Raw genomic sequence first — 15,213 nt, 5'->3', positions numbered from 1 at the left:
TTAATTTATGGGACTGTTGCGAGATGAGAGGGTAGCAGGTATAATAAAAAAATAAAAAATATGTTTATATGTCAGAGTATCAAATGCTAATGGTAAGTTTAGATGAGTTAGTAAATGCGGATCATCAATATCGTAAATTCAAAAGTTTATTCAAATTCAAAGCAGTTGAAGCTGAGTTATTAGCATTAGAATGCGAAGCTAATTATAAAGGATATGGTATAGAGAGGCTGTTTAAATGTTTGCTGCTACAATTTATGGAAGACTTATCTGATCGGGAATTAGAACGTTATTTAGCTGATAGCACAGCGGCGAAATGGTTTTGTAATTTTGCTCTTACAGAAAAGACACCTGATTATAGTGTATTTAGTAAAATACGTAAAAAAATAGGTACTAATTTACTATCAAAAATATTTACAAAATTCCGCGATCAACTACGAGTACAAGGCTATATGGGTGAAGTATTTACCTTTGTAGATGCTTCTCATTTAATCTCAAAAGCTAATCTCTGGGAGGAACGTGATAAACTAAGAGCACAAAAATATGATAAATTGAATAATGAGACTTTGCCTAAGGTTGCAAAGGATAAACAAGCCAAAATTGGCTGTAAGGGAGGGAATAAATTTTGGTATGGTTATAAAAAACATGTGAGTGTTGATATTCAATCAGGCATGATCAATAAGGTTGCAGTTACCCCTGCAAATGTTACCGATAGCAAAGGTTTTAAGCATGTTATGCCAAGTTCTGGTGCTACATATGTTGATAAAGGTTATTGTACAATCTCTACCAAGAATGCAGCAGCTAAAAAGGGAGTCCATCTTTGTGCAATAAAGAAAAATAATATGAAAGATAAGAATTTTGACCTTGATAAATATTATACGAAAATCAGAGCACCTTTCGAGATGGTATTTTCAAAAGATAATAAGCGGGTTAGATATATAGGAATTGCCAAAAATCAATTCTCCGAATTTATGAATGCCATATGTTTTAATTTAAAACGATTAGTGGTTTTAACAACTTTAATGGCTTAAAGAAATTTATTAATAAAAATTCTAACTCTGTAAACAAATCTCTATTAAATTACTACACTATTGAATAACATTTATCTCTATATTAAACAGAATTTCTTTTTTAAAATATTTATTACCTCCTTTCCTCTTATTTTACTATCAAAAATTATCTTTCAACGACCCCTTTATAGGAATTATATCAAACATAGGGTAGAATGACAAGTAGAGGTCAAATCCGACATTAGAGGGAGTTTTTTGGCAATTTTACATGTATTTTTCTGGAATTATCTTACAATTTTCTGATCGTATAAGTATTATTATGCGATATTAAAACCTTTGTACATATTAATCTACTATGTCTTCTATAGTAATTTATTTATAACAAAACTGATCGCATAATAATTAATTTGCTTATTTCGTTTTAGGCTATATTAAAATTTAATAATCCATCAACGTTGATATTTTCATTTGCAGCTAAATTACTACCAAAACTTACGCTATGAGTGGAAGAGTGATAAATTATTGTAAGAATAATTAAACATGTCAAAGAGGAACAGATTGCAAGCAATACCAATTAATAGAACAGATTACTGTCAATTTTTAACAATTAGCCAAAAGAATTATAGTTTAACCTACTACGCTGAACATGCCAAGAAATGTAGCCATGATGTTATTAATAGATTTTTAGAAAATGAAAAATATACTCCTTCTTTGTTATGGGAACACATTAAGAATGATGTTATCTTTTCATCTAACGGATATACAATATTTGATGATACGGTGTTAAACAAAAGGAACACAAAGAAAATAGAGGTTGCTAGATCGCAGTATAGTGGAGCTACAGGTGGAGTTACTACCGGTATAGGAGTAGTGAGTCTTGTATATTATAACCCCGATATTGATAAGTTTTGGGTAATAGATTATCGCATTTTTTCACCTGATCATGATGGAGCGACGAAACTAGATCACCTACTAAAGATGTTCAATAATGCTGTTTATAGTAAAAAGATTCCTTTTCAAACTGTACTTTTTGACACATGGTATGCTACACACAAAATTATGCAACATGTTGACTCCTTGGGCAAATATTATTATGCCCCTATTAAAGCCAATAGAAATGTTAGTAAAACGTGTGATTACGAGCCTTATAAAGCTGTTAGCAAGTTGACGTTTTCAGATGAAGAAATTAAGAATGGAATGGAGATTCATATAAAAGGATTTGCCAAAAATAAGCATGTTAATTTGTTTAAATTTACTGTTTCTACCAACAGAGTTGATTATGTTGTTACCAATAACAAAACTCAAAAATCTTCTAAAGCTGCACAAGATGAGTTTGGCTTGCGATGGGTAATTGAGAGCATGCATAGAAAAATTAAGCAACTGACTGGTATAGAACGTTGCCAATGCAGAAAACAGCGTATCCAACGTAATCACATTAGTTGTGCATTTCTAGTTTGGGCTTTTCTCAAAAGAACTGCAAATAAAATAGGTAAAACGGTCTACCAAATAAAGTTAGGGCTTTTAGATGACTATATGCAACAACAGCTTCGTTCTCCATCTTTACGATATTTAGAACCAAACATAGCGTAAGTTTTGTAGTATTATAATCTCGATATTTATAAAGAACTGTATTTAGCATATCTAAAATAAAAGGATTAAATATTGATAATACTAATATATATATATATATATAGGTTCTAAAAATAGTTTTTGAATAGAAATCGATTTAGGGATGTTTGTCGAATTAAAGTATGATTGATACCAGGTATTATAGCGCATATACATGAAAAAAATAAACCCAACTACAAAAATAGGTATTGCTATGAACCATAGCATATAAATAAACAAGAACTCAGTATTAAAGATAATTATGTATATAATAATGCTATAACTTATACAACCAGCGATCATACTAGGTAAAGCTTTTTTAAAGCTACAATATTTTGCACTTTGATTTAATATAAAAATACTTTGTATAATCGAAGATGAAAGTAAAATTATTGCATGTAAGAAAATAGTTAAAATATCATTCATTGTTGTAATTTAGTTTTTATTTTTAATAATATTATTAAAGATGGAATAGTTATAATAGTAGTAAATAAAAAGAAATTTTGCCAGCCAAAATTTACTACTATATAACCTGAAATTATTGGAAAAATTGATCTAGAAATACCCATCATTGATGAAAAGAATGAATATTGTGTAGCACGAAACTTGCCTTGACATAATGATGAAATAAAAGCTATATAAGCGGTCATCGTCATACCACCCGTAATACTTTCCGCTCCTATTGTAATAAATAATAGGGTGGAATTCTTTCCGTATATTTTAAGAATAATAAATAATATATGAGCTAAAGCATGAATAATACCAAATAGTAGTATGCTATCTAATATATTCTTTTTCTTCATAATAAAACCACCGAGTAATCCGCCAACGATAGCACCCATAACTCCCCAAAACTTTCCGACACTTCCTATTTCAAAAGCATCATACTCTAAATGAAGTAAAAACGGGTTGATCATGACGTTAATAAAATTATCAGGTAATCTATATAATACTAGGAAGACTAATATAATAAAAGAAATAGATCCTATTGGCTTTAGAATGTTCCTTATAAAAGCAAAAGTACCGTTGTTATTATCTGTGGTTTGCTCTATATCGTTATTTTGATCAAATCTACAATATTTTACACCAACTATAAGTAAAATAAGATAAACAAATATTAAGATTGCAAAAATTTTATATATTTCGTTGAAAGTTAAATAGATGGATAAATATATAGCTCCTGAATTTGCAATTAGCATACCGAATCGATAACCGAATATATATATTCCTGAAGCAAAACCAAGAGATTCTTTATTAACTATTTCTGTCCTAAAAGCACTTAATATAGTATCTTGCATAGAGCTAAAAAATGAAATAATCAATGAGATAGAGGCAAATAATAATAAATTATCAAAAGGATTTAAAAAGCTTAAAATATATACAAAAAATACTAGTACTATGGAAGTTAAGCAAATCCAAGATAACCTATGACCAAAAATTTTGTCTAAATATTTAATCCTTAAACTATCGAATATTGGAGCAAATAAAAAATTGATAGAGTAGGGCAAAGTTATAAGTGATAGTAAACCTATCGTTTGCAAAGCTATATTTTCTTTAGCAAGCCAATAATTTAATGTATTACCGGTAATCATTATGTTAAAGCCGCTAATAAGTCCAAATAACCAAATAATAGATAAACTGCGTGACATATTGTTTTAATTGTTATAAATAACGTCAAAATTATAAATAATAAATGAAAATAGCTAAATAATCTAACAAAACTTACGCTATGAGTGGAAGAGTGATAAATTATTGTAAGAATAATTAAACATGTCAAAGAGTGTAGAAGTCAAGATTTGATCTTACAGGCACTATAAAAATTATATCTGAATATCTGATAAATTATGACTGTCAGATGAGTATTCAAGATATAAGATTTCATTGTTCTTTTCAATAGCTAATTTCTTACTATCCTTAAAAGTTTGCATAGGCGTTTTACCATAACAATATTTTCCTGAATGTGGTCGCTCATTATTGAAATGCTCTAACCAAATATCAAGATCTAATTGTAAATCATCAAGATCAGTGTAGATCTTTTTCCGCATAGCTGTATCAAAGAATTCTTGTTTCATAGTTTTATTAAAACGTTCACACATACCATTTGTTTGAGGAGAATATGCTTTAGTAATAGTATGTTCTATACCTTCGATACTTAGAAATAATTCAAAAGCATGATGCTCTATATTTCCCTTATATTCTGACCCGCGATCTGTCAGAATACGAAGTATTGGTATGCCTTGAGTTTCATACCATGGTAACACGCGGTCATTAAGCATATCAGCAGCAGTTAAAGCTGTTTTATCAGTATATAGTTTAGCATCAGCTACTCTGCTATAGCTATCAATAAATACCTGAGAATAAACCTTACCTATACCCTTAAAATTTCCTACATAATATGTATCTTGGCATCCTAGATAACCTGAATGCTGTGTCTCAATCTCGCCATGGGCTTCTTTTTCGCTACGTCGTTTCTCTAGTACTTGTAACTGAGATTCAGTAAGTACAATACCATCCTGAGCCATCCTTGCTTCTAATGCTTTAAGCCTTTTATTGATATTGTTTAAATCATTACGTAACCAAATTGATCTCACTCCTCCAGGTGATACAAGTATACCGCTCTTCTTAAGCTCATTTGATACTCGAATCTGTCCATATGCTGGATATTCTATTGCCATATCCATTACTGCCTTCTCTATCGCTGGATCAACTCTATTCGCTATTATTGGCTTCTTCCGGCTAATCTCATACAACGCTTCTTCACCACCAGTTTCATACAGTTCTTTAAATCTGCAAAACTTACGCTATGAGTGGAAGAGTGATAAATTATTGTAAGAATAATTAAACATGTCAAAGAGGAACAGATTGCAAGCAATACCAATTAATAGAACAGATTACTGTCAATTTTTAACAATTAGCCAAAAGAATTATAGTTTAACCTACTACGCTGAACATGCCAAGAAATGTAGCCATGATGTTATTAATAGATTTTTAGAAAATGAAAAATATACTCCTTCTTTGTTATGGGAACACATTAAGAATGATGTTATCTTTTCATCTAACGGATATACAATATTTGATGATACGGTGTTAAACAAAAGGAACACAAAGAAAATAGAGGTTGCTAGATCGCAGTATAGTGGAGCTACAGGTGGAGTTACTACCGGTATAGGAGTAGTGAGTCTTGTATATTATAACCCCGATATTGATAAGTTTTGGGTAATAGATTATCGCATTTTTTCACCTGATCATGATGGAGCGACGAAACTAGATCACCTACTAAAGATGTTCAATAATGCTGTTTATAGTAAAAAACGCGAGTTTCGTATTCAAAAAGTCGCTGTATAGCTGATAAACAGTGGGTTACGGGGATATTGATAATACTGTTTTTGTTATAAAGTGAGTACAAAATACAAATTGCTAATTAAAATATGGTATTTATAGTATAAGAAAAAAGTTTATAGGTTATTGAAAAAACTTTAAGAGCAATAACCTATGATAATGGATTTTACAGAAATATTTTGTTACGTCGATGATTTTTTTCAAGAATTAGACAAGCATACAAATTCAATTACTAACCATAACAACAAATCTGGTCCTAAAAGTCGACTTAACAGAAGTGAGGTAATAACAATTATAATAGGCTACTGGCAGTCATCTTATGATTGTTTTAAGAATTATTATCTGAAGCAAATATGGATTTATCATCAAAGAGATTTTCAATTAGTAAGCTATAGTCAATTTATAAAAATAATAGGTCCACATTTACCACTATTAGTACTGATATTCAATTCTATTTTGGATCAGTGTGATGGCCTTTCTTTTGTAGATTCAAGTAGTATAGAGGTATGTAAGAGATACCGTATTTCAATGAATAAAGTGTTCGCCGGCATAGCAGCACGCAGTAAGACAACAAAAGGTTGGTTCTATGGACTTAAACTACATCTAATAATTAATAGAGCCGGTGGTATAGTTAAAGCATCTTTTAGCCCTGGCAATAAGGATGATAGAAAACAGCTGGAACTGATGATCAAAAATCTTTTTGGTAAAGTATTCGGAGATCGTGGTTATATTTCACAACAATTATTTCAACAACTTTTAGAGCAAGGAATTTTTATGGTAACTAGGGTAAAGAAAAATATGAAAAATAAACTTATGTCTATGTTGGATAAAATATTATTGCTTAAAAGAGCATTAATAGAATCTGTGTTTAGTAAAATTAAACTATTGGGGAAGTTTGAGCATTCAAGGCATAGATCAGTTACAAATGCCTTTGTGCATATGGTTGCAGCACTGATAAATTATCAAATGTCTGATAATAAACCTTCTATTACATCTCTCTTGATATGCTAAATCCTATGCTATATTAATTCGAAACTCGCGTTAAAAAGATTCCTTTTCAAACTGTACTTTTTGACACATGGTATGCTACACACAAAATTATGCAACATGTTGACTCCTTGGGCAAATATTATTATGCCCCTATTAAAGCCAATAGAAATGTTAGTAAAACGTGTGATTACGAGCCTTATAAAGCTGTTAGCAAGTTGACGTTTTCAGATGAAGAAATTAAGAATGGAATGGAGATTCATATAAAAGGATTTGCCAAAAATAAGCATGTTAATTTGTTTAAATTTACTGTTTCTACCAACAGAGTTGATTATGTTGTTACCAATAACAAAACTCAAAAATCTTCTAAAGCTGCACAAGATGAGTTTGGCTTGCGATGGGTAATTGAGAGCATGCATAGAAAAATTAAGCAACTGACTGGTATAGAACGTTACCAATGCAGAAAACAGCGTATCCAACGTAATCACATTAGTTGTGCATTTCTAGTTTGGGCTTTTCTCAAAAGAACTGCAAATAAAATAGGTAAAACGGTCTACCAAATAAAGTTAGGGCTTTTAGATGACTATATGCAACAACAGCTTCGTTCTCCATCTTTACGATATTTAGAACCAAACATAGCGTAAGTTTTGTCTGTAATAACTATCTCTGCTATAGCCCATCGCTTTACATGCTGATGATATGCTACCAAGACTCTTAGCGAGTTCTAGTAATCCTAATTTTGGCTTTATTATTTTTTGATTTAAGTTCATTTCTTATCTCCATTTAATAATTAATCTCTTAGGGTTTAATTCCCCGAAGCTCTGCTTCGTGATATACTAGATGCATGGAAGAAAGCAGTTATATACATAAAAGTGATAATGTCACAGTACTAATATATCATTCACTATAAAAAAACCAGTAAATATTTCACTTATTAAAATAGATATATTTATTGGTTTAATATAAATCATAATATTGTTACGAGCATACTAAAATGCTTTAAAGAAAGCAAGAATATACCTAGATATACCTTAGGTATAGAGATATCTAGTTTCAAAACAATTCAGATTTTACTCACATATCTTATAGCTTTTATTTGAACAATATTCTTAACAATTTATGCCTTGGGTTAATTTAAGTTCTTAACCCAGGGTACCAAATAAAATCAGGAGAATATTTTATGAATAGCATAGAAACAAGAATATTAGATTATGGAAGAAAAATAGATATGAATCTACAAAATATTTCTGAGCAAATAAATCAAATACAGAAATTAATAGGTGAGATTCCTTTAGATGCAAGGTTAGTTAAAGAATATGACGATGAAGATGATGAAGATGAGTTTGATGATGGAGTATGGATAGAATTTCCTTTTAGAGAAACAACATAAAATTTATAATTTCCAGCTCAATATAGATAGACTGGTTGCTTGAAAAGTGGTAAAGTATAAATTCCTATAAGTAAATAAGATATAAATTATGATGTGGTTGTTAATAGCTCTTTGTTTAACCGGCTTAGTTTTGATTGTAGGAGTAGTATCGATGGCTATTGGTGGAAAATTTGATAGAAAATTTAGCTCAAAGCTTATGACTATGAGAGTTTTTTTTCAGGCAGTTGCTGTATTATTATTATTTGTAATATATTTTTATAAAGTTAATTTATAAACTGCCTGAAAAATTCTATAATTATTACTCGTTTTCTTCCATCTCTTCCCTTATTTCTCTCCATTTTTCTAGAATTTCTTCCAGCGTTTCCCCTTTAACCTCTACTTCATGATCTTCAAAATCTGTTAAAGATGTAACCATTTCTTTTAGTACGGCTAGTTTCATATTTGAGCTATAGTCATCGCTGTAATTATCTTCAAGATGTTCGGCAATTTCTTCAATATCACGCCAATGCATTAGTGTATTCCTCTTTAGTTGTCATGTAAGCTTATTTATTTAACATGTTATCTGATATTTGCCATTATTTTTTAATAAATATTATTAACTTAATAAATTATTGTAGGCAAGTGAGTTTATTATGCAACTATATACTCTTCTGCTTTGAAGAATTGGCTCTGCAAAACTTCAGAGAACTCGCATGCTCATCTATTGAGTACAGGATGTGCGTGCTCGTCCCTTGTTTTACATTCCAATTCTCCAAATCATTTAAGCAAAACTTACGCTATGTTTGGTTCTAAATATCGTAAAGATGGAGAACGAAGCTGTTGTTGCATATAGTCATCTAAAAGCCCTAACTTTATTTGGTAGACCGTTTTACCTATTTTATTTGCAGTTCTTTTGAGAAAAGCCCAAACTAGAAATGCACAACTAATGTGATTACGTTGGATACGCTGTTTTCTGCATTGGCAACGTTCTATACCAGTCAGTTGCTTAATTTTTCTATGCATGCTCTCAATTACCCATCGCAAGCCAAACTCATCTTGTGCAGCTTTAGAAGATTTTTGAGTTTTGTTATTGGTAACAACATAATCAACTCTGTTGGTAGAAACAGTAAATTTAAACAAATTAACATGCTTATTTTTGGCAAATCCTTTTATATGAATCTCCATTCCATTCTTAATTTCTTCATCTGAAAACGTCAACTTGCTAACAGCTTTATAAGGCTCGTAATCACACGTTTTACTAACATTTCTATTGGCTTTAATAGGGGCATAATAATATTTGCCCAAGGAGTCAACATGTTGCATAATTTTGTGTGTAGCATACCATGTGTCAAAAAGTACAGTTTGAAAAGGAATCTTTTTACTATAAACAGCATTATTGAACATCTTTAGTAGGTGATCTAGTTTCGTCGCTCCATCATGATCAGGTGAAAAAATGCGATAATCTATTACCCAAAACTTATCAATATCGGGGTTATAATATACAAGACTCACTACTCCTATACCGGTAGTAACTCCACCTGTAGCTCCACTATACTGCGATCTAGCAACCTCTATTTTCTTTGTGTTCCTTTTGTTTAACACCGTATCATCAAATATTGTATATCCGTTAGATGAAAAGATAACATCATTCTTAATGTGTTCCCATAACAAAGAAGGAGTATATTTTTCATTTTCTAAAAATCTATTAATAACATCATGGCTACATTTCTTGGCATGTTCAGCGTAGTAGGTTAAACTATAATTCTTTTGGCTAATTGTTAAAAATTGACAGTAATCTGTTCTATTAATTGGTATTGCTTGCAATCTGTTCCTCTTTGACATGTTTAATTATTCTTACAATAATTTATCACTCTTCCACTCATAGCGTAAGTTTTGTTAGTATACTATACTTAAATACATTACAAAGCTTATGTTAGTTTGCATTCTTTACATTTTAGGGGTTTTATGGTATAATAGTTAAAAAGAAAAAACTCAAAAATATGTCAATACTGCCTATCGTTACAGCACCTGATGAAAGGTTAAAACAAAAATCTCAAGCCGTTCCAGAGGTCAACGACCACATTCGAAAATTCATGGATGATATGGTTGAAACTATGTATAACGAAGATGGTGGAGGGCTTGCTGCCGTACAGGTTGGAGTGCTAAAACGTATCATGGTAATTGATATAAAAGATCATGATCCGATTAAGAGACCAAAAGATTTCTATCCGTTATTTATAGTAAATCCTGAAATAATAGAAAAATCAGAAGAGCTTGTTATAGCTAACGAAGGATGTATTTCAGTACCGCAGCAACGTTATGAGATAGCAAGATCAGAGTCTATAAAAATCAGATATTTAGATTATCATAATAAGCTGCAAGAGCTTGAAGCTAATGATTGGCTTGCAAGAGTAATTCAACATGAGTATGATCATTTAGAAGGAAAGCTAATGATCGATTATTTAAGTAGCATGAAACGCGATATAGCTCTTCGTAAGCTTAAGAAACTCAAAAAAAATATAGTGTGAAGATAATAGACTCCTTGAATAACGCAGCTAATAAAGAGGAATTTGCAGGAAACACGGCACGCAGCACCGCAGCGTACACTTTAGTACGTGAGGATGCGAGTACCGGATTGACACCCAAATTACCTTTAAAAGCAAGTTATGCAAAACGTCTGATTTTTATGGGGACACCAGAGTTTGCCGTCCCTGCTCTTACGAAACTTATAGATTCTAATCATCAAGTAACAGCTGTTTTTACGCAATCACCTAAAGCTAAGGGTAGGGGGCTTAGTGAAACTAAATCTCCCATACATCAATTAGCTGATGAAGCTCAAATTCCTGTATACACTCCTGCAACGCTTCGAAATGAAGAAGCTACAAATCTAATTAATAGTATTGATGCTGATATAATAGTTGTTATTGCATATGGTTTTATTATACCGCAAAATATTTTAGATGCTAAGAAATATGGTTGCCTTAATATTCATCCGTCTGATTTACCTCGTCATAGAGGAGCGGCTCCTTTGCAGCGTACTATTATAGAGGGTGATAAAACAAGCAGCGTATGTATTATACAGATGGATGCAGGGCTTGATACGGGTGATATATTGATGAAAGAGGATTTTGACTTACCTGAGAAAATCACGCTGCAAGAGCTTCATGATAAATGTGCTAATTTGGGTGCAGAACTCTTAATTAAAACGCTTGCAAATATCGATAAGATGGTGCCGAAACCTCAGTCTAATGAGGGTGTTACTTACGCTCGTAAATTAAATAAAGAAGAGGGTAAAGTTAATTGGCAAGATTCTGCCTATGCTATTAATTGCAAAGTCAGGGGGATGAATCCATGGCCAGGAGTATATTTCAAATATAATGATAAAATGATCAAAATTCTTGAGGCAGAATATTCAAATGAATATCATAATTTTATTCCTGGAACAATTATTAACAAAAATTTAGAAATAGCTTGCGGGAAAGGAATATTAATGATAAAAAAACTTCAACAAGAGGGTAAAAAAGTCTTGAACACTGAAGAATTTTTAATAGGAATTAAACCCCCTGTCATTAATAAAGTACAATAACAAAAATGTTAAATTTTACAAAATATTTTATACCCATAGTTTTTTATTTTTTCTATGCTAGCAATATTTATGCAATAAATAATAACCATCAATTCATTGCAGTCGAATCATTAGAATCTTCTAATATAAAAATCAAAAAATCACTCGAAGAAAAGAATACTAGTCAGTTTATTTTAGAGTTACCAAACGGCGTAGTAATTAATGAAGGTGGAATTTTAACTGAAGAAGGTTATCTTCTGCAAGATACTCAAACAAGCACAGGTGATCAACATCGTTTAGTAAATAAGAAACGAGATATTAACGAAGAAAATCCATTATATTTTAAAGGAAAGCTAGCAGTAATTTCATCTTCTGGCTCTGAAAATTGGTATCATTGGCTACTGCAAGTTTTACCTAGATTAATTATATTAAAAGAATCAAACTTTGAGTATGATCGTATTTATGTTAATAATTTAAAATATCAGTGGCAAATTAAATCACTAGAAGTGATATTAAATTATTTAAATATAAGTGAAGATAAGTTTTTAGTAGTAAATAGTGATTGTATAATTCAAGCTTCTAACTTAATTGTACCATCTGTACCGTTTATTCCTGTAAAAGGTACAGCTTTACCTTTTTGGTTAAAAAAAGATTTAAGGAATATTTTTCTTGAAAATAATAAGGATAATATAAAAACTTATGACAAAATATATATTTCACGTAAATATGCTTCTAGTAGAAAAATAATCAATGAAGAAAAAATGATACTCCTCGCAGCAGAGCTACGAGGTATCTATCCAAAAAGTTTTAACTGTTTTTGTTGAAATGCTTTATAAGAAGGTTTGCCTGAACCTTGATTTTTTACATAATTACGTAATTTCCGCTCATCACCATGTTTACCTACTGTGCTCATAAAATATCCTTTACTCCAAAACTCACTTCCCCATAATTTTTCTTTAAGATTTGGATATTTCTTAAACATTTCCTTAGATGTAATACTTTTTATGATTTGAGTTATTTTTGTTGGGCTATACATTAGTATTGACTGTAGTAAAAAATGTACATGATCTTTATCTACTCCTATTTCCAAAAATCTAATTTCATAACGAGCCTCTATGTCCTCACAAATTTTACATAAATAATCGTCTAGTTCCTCATTGAATATTACTCTTCTATACTTTGCCGGTGTTACTAAATGATATATTAGTACTGTGACATTATCACTTTTATGTATATAACTGCTTTCTTCCATGCATCTAGTATATCACGAAGCAGACCTTCGGGGAATTAAACCCTAAGAGATTAAAGGTGAAGAGGTTTTAATTACTAAAAGAACGCGAGTTTCGTATTAAGATGCCTAAATTATAGTTAAGGAATTTGCCACAATCCTGATTTTTTAAGGCTTTTGGGAGATTGGATAAGTTTCATACTGTAATAATTGGAGTCAAAAAAGACAAATTGCTGAAAATTTATGCATTTTAAGCCCATTTTATAACAAAAACAGTATTATCAATATCCACCGTAACCCAGTATTTATCAGCTATACAGCGACTTTATGAATACGAAACTCGCGTTAAAAGAGGAAAAATTACTGCAAAGATTGTTCCGGTAAATGCTACACATGACGTAGAAGCTGCAATTATAGCTGCTAATAGAATTAAAAAACTTGCTCAAGAGATTAATTTACAGCCTTCAGAGTTTGAAGAATGGAATTTTTATAGAAAGATAGGTAGAAAATAGCATGGCTTCGTTTGTTTTGGATGCTTCCGTAACTCTTTCGTGGTTCATGCCTAATGAGACAAAGCAATATAAATTATTGGATAAAGCGACAACTGAAGGTGCTATTGTACCGATTATTTGGGGACTCGAAATAAGTAATTCCTTACTATATGCAGAAAGAAGAGGCGTATTGATGTATCTCAACGTCAAAGTGCAATTTATTTATTAAAAGAGATAGGTATTAAAGTTGATCGAACAAGTTTAGAACATATTTGGTCTGAAACAATGGATTTAGCAGAGCGACATTGCTTAACTATTTATGATGCTAGTTATTTGGAGTTAGCATTACGTTATGATTTACCTCTAGCAACTCTTGATAAAGCCTTAAAATTAGCAAGTCGACAGGAAAAAATTATTACACTTTAAATCAGTTTCTAAAATCGTTGTTTAATAAGTAAGCCTCGCTATTCATTTCGTTTAGCCTTGAGATAGTACGTTTGAATTCTTCAGCTCTAGCTGATCCCTGATATATTTTATTGGGGTTATCTTCTAAACTCATAAAGAGTAGAATTTTATAAAAATAGGCATTATCAATAAAGTTGATAAACCTAACTGCTAAATTAGTATTATCAGGTGCTATAATTTGGATATTCTGCACAATAATAATATTAAATTTCTGGCAAATATTGACGTAATCAATATAGCTAAGATTTCTTGTAAATAGTTCATTAAAATCAGTGATTAATATTCTTTTATGAACTTTTTGAAAGGATATTTCTCTCCCTAAAACTTCAATAGTTTGCGGAATGAAATTATTATCACTAATATCTGCAATAATTTTTTGGAACTTATCTTGATTTTTAGATGTTAGGGGATAAATGATCCTATCGCCTTTGACATTCAAAGCTTTATCAAATCTGTAATCATGATTATTATCAAGATATTTAACATAAAATTCGTTATTTATTTTATCGATAAACGGCAAAAATGAATTTCTTTGCAGTCCATCTTTGTATAAATTATTAGGCTGCGAGTTAGAAGTTATAAAAATAAAAACATTTTGCTTTATTAGCTCATCAAATAATCTACCGATTATCATTGCATCGGTGATGTCTTTAATCTCAAATTCATCTATCCCAAGTACTCTAGTTTTTTTAGCATAATCTTTAGCAATTTTGGGTACGATATCTTTTTGATTTTCCAGTTGTAATTTATGCATTGTTTTATGAATATCCTGCATAAAATTTTGATAATGAATAATTATTTTTGGCACGTTAAGCTTTTCGAAAAAAGAATTCATTAGCATAGTTTTACCTGTGCCAACCGGACCAAACAAATAAATTCCGCTTTTAAGGTTATTTTTGTTAAAGAATTTAAATAAGCTCTTAGGTTTATTAAGCTCTATTGCTATTTGGCTTAATTCTTCTAATAAAATAGATTGTTTTATGTCTAATGTTATGGTTACTTATATAAAAAAATTTAAGTAGCTAATGGTCTTGATTAATAAGGATAATGGTACGTAATGCGTTGCTCACATGGATTGCTTTTTCCCGTCATTGCAAGAAGAAACTGAAAGTTTCGACAAAGCAATCCAGTAAAATGTATAGCATTTTTTATTA

At 30.8% G+C, this 15,213-nt stretch carries 13 protein-coding genes and 5 pseudogenes; 11 read left to right on the top strand and 7 right to left on the bottom strand.

Annotation, left to right across the window (positions count from 1 at the left end):
• Nucleotides 1-68 precede the first annotated feature (68 nt).
• Together ACOAL3_RS04095 and ACOAL3_RS04090 are read left to right on the top strand one after the other, a co-directional pair.
• Nucleotides 69-1,028 carry a transposase gene (locus ACOAL3_RS04095; RefSeq protein ID WP_419234543.1) on the top strand — a complete coding sequence of 320 codons (960 nt, stop codon included), beginning with the start codon at nt 69-71 and terminating at the stop codon, nt 1,026-1,028.
• A gap of 537 nt (nt 1,029-1,565) precedes the next feature.
• Nucleotides 1,566-2,597 carry an IS701 family transposase gene (locus tag ACOAL3_RS04090; protein ID WP_473198140.1) on the top strand — a complete coding sequence of 344 codons (1,032 nt, stop codon included), beginning with the start codon at nt 1,566-1,568 and terminating at the stop codon, nt 2,595-2,597.
• 440 nt (nt 2,598-3,037) lie between these two features.
• On the opposite strand, the gene ACOAL3_RS04085 is transcribed toward ACOAL3_RS04090, so the two are convergent.
• Nucleotides 3,038-4,264 carry an AmpG family muropeptide MFS transporter gene (locus ACOAL3_RS04085; RefSeq protein ID WP_419235446.1) on the bottom strand — a complete coding sequence of 409 codons (1,227 nt, stop codon included), beginning with the start codon at nt 4,262-4,264 and terminating at the stop codon, nt 3,038-3,040.
• A gap of 171 nt (nt 4,265-4,435) precedes the next feature.
• Nucleotides 4,436-5,410, bottom strand: a pseudogene (locus ACOAL3_RS04080) (IS481 family transposase); the annotation flags it as partial.
• 67 nt (nt 5,411-5,477) lie between these two features.
• On the opposite strand from ACOAL3_RS04080, the pseudogene ACOAL3_RS04075 reads away from it, so the two are divergent.
• The 3 genes and pseudogenes from ACOAL3_RS04075 to ACOAL3_RS04065 all read left to right on the top strand — a co-directional run.
• A pseudogene (locus tag ACOAL3_RS04075) lies at nt 5,478-5,939 on the top strand (IS701 family transposase); the annotation flags it as partial.
• A 168-nt stretch (nt 5,940-6,107) separates the two neighbouring features.
• On the top strand, nt 6,108-6,965 hold the full coding sequence (locus tag ACOAL3_RS04070; RefSeq protein ID WP_419234519.1) for an IS982 family transposase: 858 nt from the start codon (nt 6,108-6,110) through the stop codon (nt 6,963-6,965).
• 32 nt (nt 6,966-6,997) lie between these two features.
• A pseudogene (locus tag ACOAL3_RS04065) lies at nt 6,998-7,585 on the top strand (transposase); the annotation flags it as partial.
• 6 nt (nt 7,586-7,591) lie between these two features.
• On the opposite strand, the pseudogene ACOAL3_RS04060 reads toward ACOAL3_RS04065, so the two are convergent.
• Nucleotides 7,592-7,711 (bottom strand): annotated as a pseudogene (locus tag ACOAL3_RS04060) (IS481 family transposase); the annotation flags it as partial.
• A gap of 410 nt (nt 7,712-8,121) precedes the next feature.
• Between ACOAL3_RS04060 and ACOAL3_RS04055 the strand changes: the two are divergent.
• Both ACOAL3_RS04055 and ACOAL3_RS04050 read left to right on the top strand, forming a co-directional pair.
• Nucleotides 8,122-8,331: a hypothetical protein gene (locus ACOAL3_RS04055; protein ID WP_419235444.1), complete on the top strand. Its 210-nt coding sequence runs from the start codon at nt 8,122-8,124 to the stop codon at nt 8,329-8,331.
• An 88-nt stretch (nt 8,332-8,419) separates the two neighbouring features.
• Nucleotides 8,420-8,605, top strand: coding sequence for a twin transmembrane helix small protein (locus ACOAL3_RS04050; protein ID WP_395476376.1), 186 nt, complete (start codon nt 8,420-8,422; stop codon nt 8,603-8,605).
• A 24-nt stretch (nt 8,606-8,629) separates the two neighbouring features.
• Here the strand turns inward: ACOAL3_RS04050 and iscX are convergent, their stop codons facing one another.
• Nucleotides 8,630-8,842, bottom strand: a complete 213-nt coding sequence (gene iscX / locus ACOAL3_RS04045; RefSeq protein ID WP_419235443.1) for a Fe-S cluster assembly protein IscX — start codon at nt 8,840-8,842, stop codon at nt 8,630-8,632.
• 260 nt (nt 8,843-9,102) lie between these two features.
• Nucleotides 9,103-10,134, bottom strand: coding sequence for an IS701 family transposase (locus tag ACOAL3_RS04040; RefSeq protein WP_473198140.1), 1,032 nt, complete (start codon nt 10,132-10,134; stop codon nt 9,103-9,105).
• A gap of 176 nt (nt 10,135-10,310) precedes the next feature.
• Here ACOAL3_RS04040 and def point away from each other — a divergent pair, with 176 nt between their 5' ends.
• The 3 genes and pseudogenes from def to ACOAL3_RS04025 form a co-directional block, all read left to right on the top strand.
• Nucleotides 10,311-10,838: a peptide deformylase gene (gene def / locus ACOAL3_RS04035; RefSeq protein ID WP_419235442.1), complete on the top strand. Its 528-nt coding sequence runs from the start codon at nt 10,311-10,313 to the stop codon at nt 10,836-10,838.
• Between the two features lie 158 nt (nt 10,839-10,996).
• Nucleotides 10,997-11,896: a methionyl-tRNA formyltransferase gene (fmt, locus tag ACOAL3_RS04030; protein WP_419235597.1), complete on the top strand. Its 900-nt coding sequence runs from the start codon at nt 10,997-10,999 to the stop codon at nt 11,894-11,896.
• A gap of 380 nt (nt 11,897-12,276) precedes the next feature.
• A pseudogene (locus tag ACOAL3_RS04025) lies at nt 12,277-12,642 on the top strand (glycosyltransferase 61 family protein); the annotation flags it as partial.
• A gap of 26 nt (nt 12,643-12,668) precedes the next feature.
• On the opposite strand, the gene tnpA reads toward ACOAL3_RS04025, so the two are convergent.
• The gene (gene tnpA, locus ACOAL3_RS04020; RefSeq protein WP_419235145.1) at nt 12,669-13,127 is read right to left on the bottom strand and encodes an IS200/IS605 family transposase; all 459 of its coding nucleotides are present in this window, start codon (nt 13,125-13,127) and stop codon (nt 12,669-12,671) included.
• A 635-nt stretch (nt 13,128-13,762) separates the two neighbouring features.
• On the opposite strand from tnpA, the gene ACOAL3_RS04015 reads away from it, so the two are divergent.
• A complete protein-coding gene (locus ACOAL3_RS04015; RefSeq protein ID WP_419235596.1) occupies nt 13,763-14,020 on the top strand; it encodes a type II toxin-antitoxin system VapC family toxin in 258 nt (85 codons plus the stop codon).
• Nucleotide 14,021: 1 nt separating this feature from the next.
• Here the strand turns inward: ACOAL3_RS04015 and zapE are convergent, their stop codons facing one another.
• Nucleotides 14,022-15,053: a cell division protein ZapE gene (zapE, locus tag ACOAL3_RS04010; RefSeq protein ID WP_419235595.1), complete on the bottom strand. Its 1,032-nt coding sequence runs from the start codon at nt 15,051-15,053 to the stop codon at nt 14,022-14,024.
• Nucleotides 15,054-15,213 lie beyond the last annotated feature (160 nt).

Origin of the sequence: Rickettsia endosymbiont of Nabis limbatus, assembly GCF_965196655.1 — a bacterium.
Taxonomy (GTDB): domain Bacteria; phylum Pseudomonadota; class Alphaproteobacteria; order Rickettsiales; family Rickettsiaceae; genus Rickettsia.
Note: the sequence above shows the minus strand (reverse complement) of the source record. Positions and strands in the feature narration are given on the sequence as shown.

Coding starts and splice junctions, on each gene's coding strand:
- ACOAL3_RS04095 (WP_419234543.1), top strand. CDS start 69: ATGTCAGAGTATCAAATGCTAATGGTAAGTTTAGATGAGTTAGTAAAT.
- ACOAL3_RS04085 (WP_419235446.1), bottom strand. CDS start 4,264: ATGTCACGCAGTTTATCTATTATTTGGTTATTTGGACTTATTAGCGGC.
- ACOAL3_RS04070 (WP_419234519.1), top strand. CDS start 6,108: ATGATAATGGATTTTACAGAAATATTTTGTTACGTCGATGATTTTTTT.
- ACOAL3_RS04055 (WP_419235444.1), top strand. CDS start 8,122: ATGAATAGCATAGAAACAAGAATATTAGATTATGGAAGAAAAATAGAT.
- ACOAL3_RS04050 (WP_395476376.1), top strand. CDS start 8,420: ATGATGTGGTTGTTAATAGCTCTTTGTTTAACCGGCTTAGTTTTGATT.
- iscX (WP_419235443.1), bottom strand. CDS start 8,842: ATGCATTGGCGTGATATTGAAGAAATTGCCGAACATCTTGAAGATAAT.
- def (WP_419235442.1), top strand. CDS start 10,311: ATGTCAATACTGCCTATCGTTACAGCACCTGATGAAAGGTTAAAACAA.
- fmt (WP_419235597.1), top strand. CDS start 10,997: ATGGGGACACCAGAGTTTGCCGTCCCTGCTCTTACGAAACTTATAGAT.
- tnpA (WP_419235145.1), bottom strand. CDS start 13,127: ATGGAAGAAAGCAGTTATATACATAAAAGTGATAATGTCACAGTACTA.